This window comes from Micromonospora sp. C97, from assembly GCF_018070385.1.
GTDB lineage: Bacteria > Actinomycetota > Actinomycetes > Mycobacteriales > Micromonosporaceae > Micromonospora > Micromonospora parva.
The window spans coordinates 134804-149044 of sequence record NZ_JAGPXU010000006.1; the positions used below are offsets into that span (position 1 = coordinate 134804).

The 14241-nt window shown below is 74.2% G+C and carries 13 protein-coding genes; 3 read left to right on the top strand and 10 right to left on the bottom strand.

What is annotated here, in order from left to right:
- Positions 1-25: 25 nt before the first annotated feature.
- Genes KBX26_RS11730 through KBX26_RS11740 form a run of 3 tightly spaced genes read right to left on the bottom strand, consistent with a single transcriptional unit; the run spans position 26 to position 2832 of the window.
- A complete protein-coding gene (locus KBX26_RS11730) occupies positions 26-1207 on the bottom strand; it encodes a trans-acting enoyl reductase family protein (RefSeq protein WP_210865427.1) in 1182 nt (393 codons plus the stop codon).
- A gap of 39 nt (positions 1208-1246) precedes the next feature.
- Positions 1247-2395, bottom strand: a complete 1149-nt coding sequence (locus tag KBX26_RS11735; RefSeq protein WP_210865428.1) for an alcohol dehydrogenase catalytic domain-containing protein — start codon at positions 2393-2395, stop codon at positions 1247-1249.
- Entirely contained in the window at positions 2392-2832 is a 441-nt protein-coding gene (locus KBX26_RS11740) for a hypothetical protein (protein ID WP_247680512.1), read from the bottom strand. Before KBX26_RS11740 ends, KBX26_RS11735 begins: the two co-directional genes overlap by 4 nt.
- Positions 2833-2976: 144 nt before the next feature.
- Here KBX26_RS11740 and KBX26_RS11745 point away from each other — a divergent pair, with 144 nt between their 5' ends.
- Positions 2977-5835, top strand: a complete 2859-nt coding sequence (locus tag KBX26_RS11745) for a LuxR C-terminal-related transcriptional regulator (protein ID WP_245233572.1) — start codon at positions 2977-2979, stop codon at positions 5833-5835.
- Between the two features lie 11 nt (positions 5836-5846).
- Here the strand turns inward: KBX26_RS11745 and KBX26_RS11750 are convergent, their stop codons facing one another.
- From KBX26_RS11750 to KBX26_RS11760, 3 genes are all read right to left on the bottom strand, one after another.
- The gene (locus KBX26_RS11750; RefSeq protein ID WP_030330312.1) at positions 5847-6395 is read right to left on the bottom strand and encodes a thioredoxin domain-containing protein; all 549 of its coding nucleotides are present in this window, start codon (positions 6393-6395) and stop codon (positions 5847-5849) included.
- Positions 6392-6892 (bottom strand): redoxin domain-containing protein, encoded by a 501-nt coding sequence (locus tag KBX26_RS11755; RefSeq protein ID WP_210861600.1) that lies wholly within the window; start codon positions 6890-6892, stop codon positions 6392-6394. Before KBX26_RS11755 ends, KBX26_RS11750 begins: the two co-directional genes overlap by 4 nt.
- A gap of 79 nt (positions 6893-6971) precedes the next feature.
- Positions 6972-7658, bottom strand: a complete 687-nt coding sequence (locus KBX26_RS11760; protein ID WP_030330308.1) for a BON domain-containing protein — start codon at positions 7656-7658, stop codon at positions 6972-6974.
- A 354-nt stretch (positions 7659-8012) separates the two neighbouring features.
- Here KBX26_RS11760 and KBX26_RS11765 point away from each other — a divergent pair, with 354 nt between their 5' ends.
- On the top strand, positions 8013-10733 hold the full coding sequence (locus KBX26_RS11765) for a cellulose binding domain-containing protein (protein ID WP_210865429.1): 2721 nt from the start codon (positions 8013-8015) through the stop codon (positions 10731-10733).
- Positions 10734-10886: 153 nt separating this feature from the next.
- Here the strand turns inward: KBX26_RS11765 and KBX26_RS11770 are convergent, their stop codons facing one another.
- Both KBX26_RS11770 and KBX26_RS11775 read right to left on the bottom strand, forming a co-directional pair.
- Complete coding sequence (locus tag KBX26_RS11770) at positions 10887-11285, bottom strand: hypothetical protein (protein WP_030330304.1); 399 nt, start codon at positions 11283-11285, stop codon at positions 10887-10889.
- Between the two features lie 170 nt (positions 11286-11455).
- Positions 11456-11596, bottom strand: a complete 141-nt coding sequence (locus tag KBX26_RS11775) for a hypothetical protein (RefSeq protein ID WP_156057395.1) — start codon at positions 11594-11596, stop codon at positions 11456-11458.
- Between the two features lie 387 nt (positions 11597-11983).
- Here KBX26_RS11775 and KBX26_RS11780 point away from each other — a divergent pair, with 387 nt between their 5' ends.
- Complete coding sequence (locus KBX26_RS11780; RefSeq protein ID WP_030330302.1) at positions 11984-12346, top strand: STAS domain-containing protein; 363 nt, start codon at positions 11984-11986, stop codon at positions 12344-12346.
- A 7-nt stretch (positions 12347-12353) separates the two neighbouring features.
- Here the strand turns inward: KBX26_RS11780 and surE are convergent, their stop codons facing one another.
- Both surE and KBX26_RS11790 read right to left on the bottom strand, forming a co-directional pair.
- Positions 12354-13181: a 5'/3'-nucleotidase SurE gene (gene surE / locus KBX26_RS11785; protein WP_030330301.1), complete on the bottom strand. Its 828-nt coding sequence runs from the start codon at positions 13179-13181 to the stop codon at positions 12354-12356.
- Entirely contained in the window at positions 13178-14155 is a 978-nt protein-coding gene (locus tag KBX26_RS11790; protein WP_209444515.1) for a 1-phosphofructokinase family hexose kinase, read from the bottom strand. Before KBX26_RS11790 ends, surE begins: the two co-directional genes overlap by 4 nt.
- Positions 14156-14241: the final 86 nt, after the last annotated feature.

Below are 14241 nucleotides of genomic sequence, written 5' to 3' on the forward strand. Positions count from 1 at the left end.
CCTGCCCCCTCGACCCGGTTGAGGGTCAAGCCGAGCGTTCCAGCACCCGGAAGGTGAGGCCGGCCCGGACCAGCCGGTCGAGCAGCGCGTCACCCATCGCGGCCACCGGGGTGAGCTGCCCGGCGGTCGGCGGCAGCTCGTCGAGCGCCAGGCACAGCGCCGACTCGCCGAGCATCTTCGCCGTCTCGTCGTAGCCGGGGTCACCGCCGGCGACCTCGGTGACCACCCGCTGCCCGCCGCCGGTGCCGACGAACCGCACCCGGAACCACGACGACGCCCGCTGCTGCGCCGTGGGCCCCTGCCCGGACGCGAGCCGGCCGAGCAGCCAGCGCCGACTGGGCGGCAGCTTCACCAGCCCGACCAGCGCGCCGAGCCCGGCGGCACCGACAAGCACTGTGGGCAGCCGCTTCACCGCGGCGAAGTGCCGGTAGCGGAAGTCCGGGCCGTACTCCGGGCGGGCCGCCGCCGAACGGCGCACCACCTGCGGGTCGATGGTCGGCAGCGGCACCGTCCAGATGCCCAGCTCCGCCGAGCGGGCCAGCCGGCCCGGCACCGCCCGGACCCGACGGTCGGTGGGGCGCGGCTCGACCGCCCGGCGCTCCCGGGCGGCCCGGCTGGCCTGCCCGCTACGGGAGAACGCGGTGAGCGCCGAATGGTAGGTGCCGGCGGAGAACCGGCCGCCGGCGCGCACGTACCCGTCCACGGTGATCGGGACGTCGGCGGGCAGCTGCTTGACGGTGAACCAGACGCCCAGGTCGTGCGGGACGGAGTCGAACCCGCAGGCGTGCACCAGCCGCGCGCCGGTGCGTGCCGCCTCGGCGTGGTGGCGCACGTACATCAGGTCGACGAACTCCGGCTCGCCGGTGATGTCCAGGTAGTCGGTGCCGGCCCGGGCGCAGGCGGCGACCAGCGGCTCCCCGTGGTGGATGTACGGGCCGACGGTGCTGGCCACCACCCGGGCGTTCTCCGCCACCACCCGCAGCGAGTCGGCGTCGGTCACGTCGGCGGTGAGCAACGGCAGGTCGGCCAGGCCCGGGTCGATGGCGGCGAGCCGGTCGCGGACGGCGGCGAGGCGTTGCGGGTTGCGCCCGGCCAGCGCCCAGCGCAGCCCGGCCGGTGCGTGTCGGGCCAGGTACTCGGCGGTCAGGCCGCCGGTGAACCCGGTCGCGCCGAACAACACCACGTCGTACGTTCGCTCCACGGCCATCCCCGGAGTCTGCCATTCGCCCCCGCCGATCGACACTCGTCACGGCGTGAACACGGCCCGTACGCAACCGTCGGCCCGGTCCCGGAACAGCGCGTACCCCTCGGGGCCCCGCGCCAACGGCAGTCGGTGGGTGGCCAGGTGCTCGGTCCGCAGCTCGTCGCGGGCCATCCGGTCCAGCAGCGTCGGCACGTCGCGCAGGTCGGGCCGGCCCGCACCGTGCAGCGTGAGCCGCCGTTCGGTCAGCGCACCCAGCGGGAACGCGTCGACGAACCCGGCCGTCCCGCCGAGCACCACCACCATGCCGCTCTTGCGGCAGGCGTGCACCGCCTCCCGCAGCGCGTCCGGCCGGTCGGCGTGCTGGCCGCCGAAGCGGTCGGCCACCGACCGGGTCGGCGGCGCGCCGACCGCCACCACGCACACGTCCGGCCCGCGCCCACCGCTGCGGTCGCGCAGCTCGGCGGCGATGTCGTCACGGCGGTAGTCGAGCGGCTCGGCGGCGCAGTGCCGCTCGGCCATCCGCAACCGCTCCTCGTACCGGTCCACGATCAGCACCCGGGTGGCACCGCGCCGCACCGCCGCCCACGCGGTCAACTGGCCCACCGCCCCGGCGCCCCAGATCGCCACCACGTCGCCGGGGCGCACCGCACCCACCTCGGCGGCGAGCCACCCACTCGGCGCGGCGTCGGCGGCGAACACCGCCCGGTCGTCGTCGACGCCGTCCGGGACCCGGAACGCGCTCACGTCGGCGTACGGCACCCGCACGTACTCGGCGTGACCGCCGGCGAAACCGCCGGCCGCCCTCGGCCGGCCGAAGCACCCGACGTCCGAGCGGGCCCAGTCGGGGTCGGCGCTGGCCAGGTCGGCATGGGCGTTGTCGCAGCAGGAGTGCCGGCCCTGGCGGCAGTACCAGCAGCCGCCGCAGGCCACGCTCGCGCCGACCACCACCCGGTCGCCGACCCGGTGTCGGCGAACCCCGGGGCCGACCTCGACCACCTCGCCCAGGAACTCCGCGCCGAGCACGTCGCCGGCGCGCAGCAGCGGGTGCCGGCCGGACAGCAGCGGCAGATCACCCCCGCTGGTGGCGCTGCGCCGCACCCGCACGATGACGTCCCGCTCGTTGCGCAGCTCCGGGTCGGGCACCTCGCGTACCCCCAGCTCACCGGCGGCCACCCAGCACAGCGCCCTCACCCGGGAACCTCGGGGCGGTCCAGCGCGGAGCGGTCCGCGCGGAGCACCTCACCGGTCTCCACCCGCTGCTTGACCTGGCGCAGCGTCCGGCGGACCAGCAGAGCAGGGTCGTCGCCGACCAGGTGCGCGGCCAGCCCGGTGGGCGGGGTGACGCCGGCCAGCGGCCGGGCGGCCAGCTCGGTGCCCCGATCGCCGGGCGCCGGCCGCACCCGCACCTCGATCGCCCCGTCCAGGCGGCCTAGCGGCTCCGGCCAGCGGCCGTCCGGAAGGACCTGCTCCGGGGGCCGGTCGACGGTCACCACCTCCCACCGGGCCGGCGCGGCGGCGTCGCCGTCCGCGCCCGGCCGGCCACCCCCACGGGGTACGCGCAGCAACCGTGCCGCCCTGGCCAGCGCCGCGCCGCCGAGGGCGGGTCCCGCCCGTGCCAGCCGTCCCATCGGCACCACCCGTCCTCCCGGTTCACGTCCCCCGATCGTCGGTCGCGGCCGGGTGAAGCGCGCTCGCCCGGAAGGGGTGAACCGGCCCGGGTCGGGTAACCGCTCGCCGACCGGGGGCGGAGCGTGTGGTGGGGGTGGGGCTGGGTGCTGGAACAGAATCAGGTGCGGGTCGAACCGGCGCCGGGGCCACCGCTGTTGGCGTCCCGGCTGACACCGGCCGTGCCGCCGGAACCGGTGGTGGCCCGGCCCCGCCTGCTGCGCCGGCTGGACGAGGGCAGTGCGGGACCGGTGACGGTGGTGGCCGCCCCCGCCGGCTGGGGCAAGACGACACTGCTCGCCTCCTGGGTGCGGCTGGGCGGCGCCGCACCCGACGTCCAGCCCGGCGAGGTCGTGCCCGACTCCGGCGACCTGTCGGTGTCGCCCGCGGACACCCCCGTCTCGGCCTGGATGTCGGTCGAGGCCGGCGACGACTCCGACCGGCTCTGGGCGTACCTCGCCGCGGCGCTGCGCTCGGCGATCGGGTCGACCGACGACGGCCCGGTGCCCGACCGGCCACCGCGCCCCGACCAACTGGAGGCGTTGGCCGCCAGGCTCGCCGCCGCCGACCGGCCGGTGCTGCTGATCCTTGACGATCTGCACCGGGTCACCGACCCGGCGGCGTTGACCGGCCTGGAGTTCCTGCTGCGGCACGCCGGCCGGCGGCTCCGGCTGGTGATCGGCGCGCGCGCCGGGCTGCACCTGCCACTGCACCGGCTGCGCCTCGCCGGTGAGCTGACCGAGATCGGCCCGGACGAGCTGGCGTTCACCGACGACGAGGTGGCCGATCTGCTCACCGCCCACGCCGCCGCGCTGCCGGCGAGCGCCGTGCACCGGCTTCGGGAGCGCACCGGCGGCTGGCCGGCCGCGCTGCGCATCGCGGCCCTGGCGGTCCGCGGACAACCCGACCCGGAGCGCTGGGTGGGGCAGTTCGGCGGGGACCAACCGGAGATCGCCGGCTACCTGCACGAGGAGGTGCTGGCGACGCTCGACCCGGGCGAGGTGGACCTGCTGCGGCGTACCGCCCTGGTCGACACCGTCTGCGCCGACCTGGCCGAGGCCCTCACCGGCCGCGCCGACGCCGGGCAGGCGCTGGCCGACCTGGCCGGAACCGGTGGTCTGCTGCACCGGGAGGACACCCGGCCACCCTGGTACCGGTGTGAGCCGCTGCTCGCCGACCTGCTCCGCGCCGACCTGGCCCGGTTGCCCGCCGACGAGCTGCGCGAGCTGCACGTGCGGGCCGCCGACTGGTACGCGGGCGACGGCCGGCCCGCCGACGGACTACGGCACGCCCTGGCCGCCGGCCGCTGGGACCTGGCCGGTGACCTGTTCGTCGCGCACTGGCCGGAGCTGACCCGCTACGACAGTGGCCCGGTGCACGCGCCGGCACCCGCGCCGCCGCCAGCGGAGGTGATCCGCGCCGACCCGGAGGTGGCGTTGGCCTGCGCCGCCGAGCGGGCGTACGCCGGTGACCTGCCGGCGGCCGACGGTCACCTGCGCGCCGCCGCCGGGCACGCCGCGGGCCTGCCGGTGCCGCGCCGGGACCGGTTCCTGCGGTTGGTCACCGCGCTGGAGCTGACCGTGGCCCGGCTCGCCGACGACCGCGGTGAGGTGCGGGCCGCCGCCGCTCGCCTGCTGCGTACCCGCCCGTCGGACGCCACGCCGACCCGGGTGCCGGACAGCCCGCCGACCGGTGTGGTCAGCTCCGCCCCGACGGCCGGTGGCGGCGGCGCTGCGGACGACCTGGACCTGCGGGCGTTCACCGGCACCGCCCTGGGGCTGGTCGAGATGGCCGACGGCGAGCTGCCCACCGCCCGGTTCGTCCGGGCCCGGGCGGCAGCTCGGGAGGCTGAGCGACCGCGCACCGAGCTGGTCGGTGCCAGCCGCGCCGCGCTGCTGCTCGCGGTGCGCGGCGAACTGCGGTCGGCCGAGCAGGCGGCCCGGGACGCCCTCGGCATGCCGCCCTGCCGGGGCTGGTCCTGTCGGCTCGACTGCGGCTACGCGTACCTGGCTCTCGCGGTGGTGGCGCTGCTGCGCGACCAGCCCGACGAGGCCACCGCGAACCTCGCCCTCGCCCTCGCGGCGCTCGACGTGGCGGGCGGTTGGTCCGGCGACGCGGAGGTGGGCGACGAGTGGCTGGCCGCCGCGGCCGGGGAACCGGTGGCGGCGGCGGTGGCCGCGTTGTGCGGGGCTCAGCTGCGCCGCGACTCCGGCGACCCGGCGGCCGGCCAGCGGCTGCTCGTCCGGGCCCGGGAGGCGTTGGCCGACCGGCCGTCCGCCGCCAGGTTGACCGGTCTGCTGCTGGCCGCCGAAGCCGAGCTGCGTGCCGCGCGGGGCGACCTGGACTCCGCCCGCGACCTGCTGACCGACGCCGCCGAGGAGGGGACGGACCCGGTGCTCGCGGTGACGTTGGCGAAGGTGCAACTGCTGGCCGGCGACCCCGCCGCGGCCGCGCGCACCCTGCCGGCGTGGCAGGCGCCGGCCGCCACCGCCTGGCCGTTACCGGTACGGCTGGACGCGGGCCTGCTGGACGCGGTGCTGGCCGAGCGGGCCGGGGACGGGCGTCGGGCCGGCCGGATCCTGGAGCAGACGCTGGACCTGGCCGGCCCGCAGGGCTGCCGGAGGGTCTTCACCCGGGCGGAGCCGCCCGTGCGGGACCTGCTCGCCGCGCACCTGGACGCCGGCACCGCGCACTTCGCGCTCGTCAGTGACCTCGTCCGGGGTGCGGGGCAGAGCACCGCCGGGCCGGCCACCGGGATGCGGGGCGCACTCGACGAGCCGCTGACCGAGCGGGAGCTGACCATCCTGCGCTATCTGCAGAGCATCCTGTCCAACGTGGAGATCGCCAGCGAGTTGTCCCTCTCGGTCAACACGGTGAAGACCCACGTCCGCAACATCTACCGCAAGCTCGACGCGACCCGCCGGCGTGAGGCGGTCCGGCGGGCGCGCGAGCTGCGGCTGATCTGAACGGACACGGGTCAGGCGTTGGCGGCGGCGTCCACGGCCGTCAGCAGGTCGGGCAGGTCGTACCCGCCGTCGTGCCGGACGCCGTTGACGAACAGGGTGGGGGTGCCGTTCACCCCGCTGCGGATGCCACCGACGAAGTCCCGGCGCACCCGGTCCGCGTGCGTCCGGTTCTCCACCTCGGCGTTCAACTCGTCCGGCGGCAGGCCGACCTGCTCGACACCGAGCGAGAGGTGCACCGGGTCGAGCTGGTCCTGGTGCTCGTAGAGCCAGTCGTGCATCTCCCAGAACCGGCCGCGGACACCGGCGGCCTCGGCCGTCTCGGCGGCGCGTTCGGCGTACGGGTGCACGTTGGCGATCGGGAAGTAGCGGTAGACCAGCCGGACGGTGTCGGCCCGCTGCCGCAGCAACTCGTGCAGGTTCGGGTACGCGGCACCGCAGAACGGGCACTGGAAGTCGCCGTACTCGACGATGGTCACCGCCGCGTCGGCCGGTCCCCGGATGTGGTCCTCGGTGGTCACCGGGTCGCGAAGGCGGGCGGTGACCTGCAGTGGCGTGCTCATCCGGCCATCACCTTCCGATCGGCGGCGAGTTGGTCCAGCGCGTCGAAGATGCCGTCGGCGCCGGGGTTCACGTCGGGCGGCGACAGATAGCTCCAGGTCACCGTCCCGGCCGGGTCGAGCACGACCAGCGCGCGGGCCGCCTCGCCCCGCTGCGGCAGGTACGCGCCGTAGCGGCGGGCCACCTCGCCCTTCGGCTCGAAGTCGGACAGCAGGGGGAACTCGATGCCCTTGCTCTCCGCGAACGCCCGGTGCGACCAGATGCTGTCCACCGACACGCCGAGCACCACCGCCTGGTACTGAGCGAAGACGGGTGCCGCCGACTGGTAGAGCGACATCTGGTCCCCGCAGACCGGGCTCCAGTCGGCGGGGTAGAAGGCGAGCACGACGGGCCGGCCACGGAACTGCTCAGGCCCGACGAGAGCCCCGTCCGGGGTGGCCGGCAATGTGAAACCAGGCGCGGTACGTCCCGGTTGGATCAGCCCGTTCGGATCACTCATGCCACCAGCCTGCTCCCGGGGTGGGTGAGGCGGGCTCACCCACCCCGGGTGGTTCGGCGCCCGCTCGGCGCTGGCGGGCTCAGCGCAGCACCGGGGCGACCGCGATGTGGTTCTGCACCTCCCGGATGCCCGGCGCGGACCACGCCACCTGCTCGACCTCGGCCCGTTCGGGCATCGAGTGCACCAACCCGGCGAGGATCGCCGTGTCGCCGTGCACCCGGACGCTGATCCGTTCGGCCTCGGTCGCTCCGGCCCGGGCCAGCGCGTCGACGATCCGCTCGGCCAGGTTGTGGCCGTCCGGCGCGCTGGCCGGTCGGACGGTGATGCCGTTGCTGACCCCGCGGACGCCGGTCAGTCGGGCGACCGCGCGTTCGGCGGCTCGGCGCTGGTACTCCCACTCGACGTCGCCGTGCAACGTCACCCAGCCAGCCGAGACGGTCACCTGGAGTTTCTCGATGGGCACGAACGCGTCCCACTCCAGCCCGTGGCTGGCTGCGGCGGCCAGGTCGCTGTCGGCGCGCTCGGTGCTGTCGGTGAGCTGCACGGCCACGTCGTTGGCGACCGCCCGGACCGAGGTGACCCGGTGCGCGGCCCGTTCGGCGGCCCACTTCTTGGCGTAGCTGTCCACGCGGCCGGTCAGGGTGACGACGCCCTCGGCGACGGTCACGCCGATCTCGTGCGGCTGCACCCGCGGTTCCCAGGTCAGCTCGTCGAGGACGGCGGACTGGATGTCCTGATCGGTGCGGTTGATCTCCGCGATGGCCATCTGTCCTCCTCCGCTGTGGCGATGGCGGACCTGGCGCTGGTCGCGGCCGGAGGTCCGCCGTGCCGCCAGCCTGCCGCCGCCCGAGGTGAGCCGCCCTCGCCCGGACCGGGTGAGGGCGTGGCCCGACCTGGGCGGCCCGGCGTGGAGGCGAGGACCAACATCGATGATGGGAGCGCTTCCAAAGCGAGCGGCTTTCGGTTACGGTAATCGCGTTCCTCGATCGCGGGAGCCGTCGCGTCGGGTGATGGAGCCAGGGCAGCTCCGTCCGTCCCCGTCGTCGTGCTCGTCCCCCGGGCCACGGCGTCACCAGGCGATCGACCCCGTCCCCCGGGGCTCCATCGAGAGGAACCGCAGATGCGGAGAAGTCTCGCCGGCACCGTCGTGTCCGTGCTGGCCGCCGCCACCGCCGTCGTGGTGGTCCCGTTCACCGCCGCCGGGTCGTCCCCCGCCCCGGCCGCGGCGGAGGCGTACACCTGGCGGAACGTCCCGGTCGGCGGCGGCGGCTTCGTCCCCGGCATCGTCTTCAACCCCACCGAGAAGAACCTCATCTACGCGCGCACCGACATCGGCGGGGCGTACCGCTGGGAACAGGGCAGCCAGTCCTGGACGCCGCTGCTCGACTGGGTCGGCGCCGACCGGTGGGGCTACAACGGCGTGGTCAGCATCGCCACCGACCCGGTGCAGACCAACCGGGTGTACGCCGCGGTCGGCATGTACACCAACGGCTGGGACCCGAACAACGGCGCGATCCTGCGTTCGACCGACAAGGGCGCCAGCTGGCAGGCCACCGAGCTGCCGTTCAAGAACGGCGGGAACATGCCGGGCCGGGGAATGGGGGAGCGGCTCGCCGTCGACCCCAACCGGAACAGCATCGTGTACTACGGCGCAGAGGGCGGCAACGGGCTCTGGCGCAGCACCGACCACGGCGCGACCTGGGCCCGCGTCACCGCCTTCCCCAACGGCGGCAACTACCGGGCCGACCCCAGCGACCCGAACGGCTACAACGGGCAGAACCAGGGCCTGACCTGGGTCAGCTTCGACAAGAGCACCGGCACCGCCGGCTCCACCACGCAGACCATCTACGTGGGCGTGGCGGACAAGGACAACCCGGTCTACCGCAGCACCGACGGCGGCGTTACCTGGGCGCGCATCCCCGGTCAGCCCACCGGCTACCTCGCCCACAAGGGGGTCGTCGACCCGGTCGGTGGTCACCTCTACATCGCCACCAGCGACACCGGCGGCCCGTACGACGGCGGCAAGGGCGACGTCTGGAAGTTCACCAGGTCGACCGGGGCCTGGACGCGGATCAGCCCGGTGCCGTCCACCAGTGCCGACGCCTACTTCGGCTACAGCGGGCTGACCATCGACCGGCAACGGCCGAACACCCTGCTGGTCGCCACCCAGGTGTCCTGGTGGCCGGACGCCATCTTCTTCCGCAGCACCGACGGCGGGGCGAGCTGGACGCGGATCTGGGAGTTCAGCAACTACCCGGAGAGGTCCCGCCGCTACACCATGGACATCAGCTCGGTGCCCTGGTTGACCTTCGGTGTCAACCCGGCGCCCCCTGAGGAAAGCCCCAAGCTCGGCTGGATGAACGAGTCGGTGGAGATCGACCCGCACGACTCCAACCGGATGATGTACGGCACCGGCGCCACCATCTACGGCACCACCGACCTGACCAAGTGGGACACCGGTGGTCAGTTCACGCTCCGGCCGATGGTCCGAGGGCTGGAGGAGACCGCCGTCCTCGACCTGGTCAGCCCGCCCAGCGGCGCACCGCTGATCAGCGCGCTCGGCGACGTCGGCGGGTTCCGACACACCGACCTGGACACCATCCCGTCGATGCTGTTCACCCAGCCGGTCTTCACGAGCACCACCAGCCTGGATTACGCGGAGAACAAGCCCGCGGTGCTGGTACGCGCCGGCAACTTCACCGACGCCGACCGCCCCAACGACAGTCACGTCGCCTTCTCCACCGACGGCGGCGCCACCTGGTTCCAGGGCACCGAACCGTCCGGGGTCAACCTGGGTGGCACGGTGGCCGCCGCCGCGGACGGCAGCCGGTTCGTCTGGGCACCCGGTGACGCCGGTCAACGCGTGGTCCACGCGGTCGGTTTCGGCAACTCCTGGGCGCCGTCGACCGGCATTCCGGCGAACGCGACGATCGAGTCCGACCGGGTCGACCCCGCCCGGTTCTACGGCTTCAGCGGCGGGCGCTTCTACCTCAGCACCGACGGCGGGGCCAGCTTCACCCCGACCGCGGCGACCGGTCTGCCCACCACCGACGTGCGGTTCAAGGCCCTGCCGGGCCGGGCCGGCGAGGTGTGGCTGGCCGGGCCGGGTGGCCTGTGGCGCTCCACCGACGCGGGTGCGAGCTTCACCAGGCTGAGCGGCGTCAGCGCCAGCGGCAACGTCGGCTTCGGCAAGGCGGCACCCGGGCGGACCAACCCCGCAGTGTTCCTCTACGGCACGGTGAACGGTCAACCCGGCGTGCACCGCTCCGACGACACCGGCGCGACCTGGGTACGCGTCAACGACGACCGCCACCAGTACGGCAACCCGACCGAGGCGTTGACCGGCGACCCGCGTGTCTACGGTCGGGTCTACCTCGGCACCAACGGTCGCGGGATCCTGGTCGCCGAGCCCAGCGGCGAGCCCCCGACCACGCCCCCGCCGACCACGCCCCCGCCGACCACGCCGCCCCCGACCACGCCGCCCCCGACCACCCCGCCGCCGACCACGCCCCCGCCGACCACCCCGCCGCCGGCCGCCGGTTGTGCGGCGACCTACCGGGTGACCGGCTCCTGGTCAGGCGGCTTCCAGGCCGAGTTGACGGTCAGCAACACTGGCAGCGCCCCCATCGCCGGGTGGGCGCTGGGCTGGACCTTCACCGACGGCCAGCAGGTCAACCAACTCTGGGGCGGCACCCACACCCAGACCGGGGCCGCGGTAACGGTCCGGGACAGCGGCTGGAACGGCGCGCTCGCCGCCGGGGCCAGCACCACCGCCGGTTTCCTCGGCTCCTGGACCGGCAGCAACACGCCCCCGACGGCCATCACCTGCACGAGTCGCTGAGCGGGTGATCCGGGTCGGGACCCCGGATCACCACCAGACACCGGTCCGCCGGGCCGCCTGAGGGGTCCGGCACCCGGCGGACCGGTTCCACCCCAGCACCACGACGGGCTCCACCCGACCCAGGTCGAGTGGAGCCCGTCGTGGCGCTGTCGTTCAGACGGCGGGGGAGTTGGGGCGGTCGACGTCGACGAACTCCACGTCGTCAACGGCACGGTCGTCGCGGCTGCCCGCGGCCCGCGCGGCGGAACCGACCGCCCAACCGACCGCCGCGCCGGCGAGCGCGGCGCCGATCAGCAGCGTCCAGGGCAGTGCCGGCTGGCGGCCGGCGAGCGCGTCGAAGGCCAGCGAGGCGCGGCGTCGCGCCTCCTCGGCGGCGGATCCCACCAGGTCACCCGCCCCGTCGGCGAGGTCACTGCTGTTGCGACGGGCCGAGCGGGCGGTGTCCAGCACACTGTCTCCGGCGGAGCTGACCGCCGAGAGCAGGTGCTCCCAGGCCTGCTCAGCGATCCGCTCCGGCTTGCTGCGGCGGTCCAGCAGGTTGGTTCCGAACATCGTGGTTACCTCCTCGGGTGCCGAAGCCGCCGGCCACTTCGGACTTCGGCGTCTTTCCAGCGCGTCACGGTGTCGTCCACCCCGCAGTGCCCCGCGTCAGCCGGGCGCAAACCCCGACCGCCGCGGAGCACCGCCAGCTCGGCGCGCCGGCAACCCGGCGCGCCACCGACTCAGCGCACGGCTGACACGGTGACGCCGCGGGCGAAGTCGTCGTCATCGTCGTCATCGTCGTCTCCGCCACCGAAACCGCAGGCCAGGACGAGGGCGAGCAGAACGCCGACGCCGGCCAACCCGGCAAGTCGCTTGATCATCGAAGATCCTCTCCGTCACGGCGGGTGTCCCGGCCGATGCTAGGGCGCGTGGGCAACCGGCGGCGCGGATCACACCCGCCGACCGGGTGCGACACGCCGACGGCGCACGGGGCTGGCGTACGTCGGGGGCCGGTTGTCGGGCGTGCCGCGTCCGGACCGCTACCCTGGTTCGGCGGCGCGTCGGTCCCGACTGATCGTCGATGTTCAGATAACAAAAACTCTTGAGTAATCAAATACTGAAAAGTGCGGATATGGGCAGCTTTTTGGGCCCGGATCCGCGAATTGCTCATCCCGAGGGGTGGCGACCGAGGCCATCGGAGGAATACTCTCGGTCGCGGCCCGCGTACTGATGAGGCGCCCGGGGGACGGGCGGGTGGAGGTGCTCGCGTGAGCCTGTCGATCGTGAAGTCGGTTCTGTCCGGTGGTGTCGTGGAGATCGCCCCACGGGGCGAAATCGACGTCGACACCGCGTACGAGGTGCGCGAAGCGATCGCGGAGGTGCTGGCCAAGGGCCGGCCGCTGCGCATCGAACTCAACATGAGGCTGGTCACCTTCATCGACTCGGTCGGCATCAGCGCCATGGTGGCCGGCTTCCAGACGGCCGAGGTCAGCGACGTCAAGCTGGTCGTCACCGAGCCGAGCCGGTTCGTGCACCGGCAGCTCTGGGTGACGGGCCTGCTCGGCCTCTTCGGCGCCCCGGAGCCCTACTTCGCCGGCGCCGCCACCCCCGAGGTGCTGCCCGGCGCCTGAGCGCCCGTCAGGGCTGCTCGTCCAGGCCGGTCAGGTCGATGTCGGTCGCCTCGGTGACCGCTCGGACGGCCGTCACCGACGCGTACCCGGCGGCCAGCAACGCCACGTCCGTGCCGGGCTGTGCGGCCTGCCCCGGTTCCTCCAGCGAGGTACGGACGAAGCCGTGGCCGGATTCGGCCACCGTCATCTGCACCTGGCCGAAGCTGGCCAGGCTGCCTCGCCGCACCCCGCGAAGCTGCCCGTGCGGCAGGTCCGGGGCGTTCACGTTGAGCACGCTCTCCGACGGCGCGGAGGTCAACCGGGGGAGCAGGTCCAGGGCGACCCGCGCGGCGGTGCTCCAGTGCCGCTCGGCGTCGCGTACGCGGGCGGCGGCGTCCACCGCGGCGCCACCGCTCGCGGCCGTCGCCTCGCCGGCCGAGAGCACGTCGAGGGAGACCGCCATCGCCCGGCACCCGTTCGTGGCGGCGGTGAACGCGGCGCCCACGGTCCCGGAGTGCAGCACCGCCCGGCCGGCGTTGGCACCCCGGTTGACCCCGGAGAGCACCACCGACGGCGGTGGACCGAACGCCCCGTGCAGGGCGATCAGCGTGATGAAGCCGGGGGACCCGGCGACCCCGTACGCCGGCACACCGGCCAGATCCGGCAGCGGGTGGTCGTTCACGACGACCCGCCCGTCGCGTTCCATGGCGCTCATCGCGGCGCTGGTGCCGCTCGCCTCCTCCATCGGCGCGGCGACCACCACGTCCAGGCCCCGCTGTCGGGCCGCCCAGGCCAGCGCCTGGATGCCCGGCGCCGCGATCCCGTCGTCGTTGGTGATCAACACTCGCAGTGTCATCGCTCGGCCACCCGGTCGGCCAACTCGTCCGGGGTGGTCCGCTCCTGTTGCCGGCTGTCCGCCGGCACCAGTCGGACCCGGTCCACCAGGCCGGTGATCGAGTCCAGTCGTCCGGTGCCCAGGCCGTGCCGGGTCACGTTCAGCGCGCCGGCGGCGGCGCCGGTGCGGATGGCGGTGCGGATGTCCCCGCCCCGGGCCACGACGGCCGCCACTCCGGCGGTCATCGAGTCGCCCGCGCCGCGCGGGTCGGCGGCCTCCAGTCGGGGCATCTCGACCTGGAACAACTCCCCGTCGATGAGCGCCAACGCCGGCTGGTCGGCGCGACTCACCACGACGGTCTCGGCGCCGCCCGCGTGCAACTCGTACATGGCCTGGGTCAGTTCCACGGTGTCGTCGCTGCGGGCGCGGCCGTCGCGGATCAACTCCTCGTGACTCACCTTGAGGAAGAACACCCCGCTCTCCAGCACCGAACCGAGGTGATCGCCGGAGAGGTCGACCACCACCCGGCCGCCGTTCGCGCCGAGGTCGGCGGCGAAGCGTCGGTACAGGTCGGCCGGTACGAGCCAGGGCTCGTTGGGTCCACTGAGGATGCTCACCGAGGCCCGCAGGCCCTCACCGAGGGCGAGGTTGTACAACTCGTCGATCTCATGCCGGCTCAGTGGCTGCCCGGGTACGTCGACGATCTCCTGCCGGGAGCCGTCCCGGCGATCGTGCACGTACCCGCCGCTGCCGGAGTCGCGGACCACCACCTTGAGGTCCACGCCCTCGCTGACCAGCAGCGGCTCCAGCACCTGGCCGATCTCACCACCGAGGGCGGTGCAGAGCACCACGTCGACACCGAGGGAGATCACCATCCGGGACTGCCAGACGCCCTGCCCGCCGGGGTGCAGGTGCAGCTCGGGGTGATCGTTGGGCTGGTCAACGGTCACCGTCAGCTGTGGAGTGGGCGCGAAGACCATCACGTGCCCGCTCATCGGTTGTCCCCGTACAGGTGGCCGCGCTCCGGCATCTTCGGAAGATTTCGCACTAACTGAGCTTAATGGGGCAGATGGTGGCGGCT

What these genes read in the sequence shown, in the direction of transcription:
- KBX26_RS11765 (WP_210865429.1), top strand. Translation starts at nt 8,013, where the DNA reads ATGCGGAGAAGTCTCGCCGGCACCGTCGTGTCCGTGCTGGCCGCCGCC.
- KBX26_RS11770 (WP_030330304.1), bottom strand. Translation starts at nt 11,285, where the DNA reads ATGTTCGGAACCAACCTGCTGGACCGCCGCAGCAAGCCGGAGCGGATC.
- KBX26_RS11775 (WP_156057395.1), bottom strand. Translation starts at nt 11,596, where the DNA reads ATGATCAAGCGACTTGCCGGGTTGGCCGGCGTCGGCGTTCTGCTCGCC.
- KBX26_RS11740 (WP_247680512.1), bottom strand. Translation starts at nt 2,832, where the DNA reads ATGGGACGGCTGGCACGGGCGGGACCCGCCCTCGGCGGCGCGGCGCTG.
- surE (WP_030330301.1), bottom strand. Translation starts at nt 13,181, where the DNA reads ATGACACTGCGAGTGTTGATCACCAACGACGACGGGATCGCGGCGCCG.
- KBX26_RS11750 (WP_030330312.1), bottom strand. Translation starts at nt 6,395, where the DNA reads ATGAGCACGCCACTGCAGGTCACCGCCCGCCTTCGCGACCCGGTGACC.
- KBX26_RS11730 (WP_210865427.1), bottom strand. Translation starts at nt 1,207, where the DNA reads ATGGCCGTGGAGCGAACGTACGACGTGGTGTTGTTCGGCGCGACCGGG.
- KBX26_RS11790 (WP_209444515.1), bottom strand. Translation starts at nt 14,155, where the DNA reads ATGAGCGGGCACGTGATGGTCTTCGCGCCCACTCCACAGCTGACGGTG.
- KBX26_RS11760 (WP_030330308.1), bottom strand. Translation starts at nt 7,658, where the DNA reads ATGGCCATCGCGGAGATCAACCGCACCGATCAGGACATCCAGTCCGCC.
- KBX26_RS11755 (WP_210861600.1), bottom strand. Translation starts at nt 6,892, where the DNA reads ATGAGTGATCCGAACGGGCTGATCCAACCGGGACGTACCGCGCCTGGT.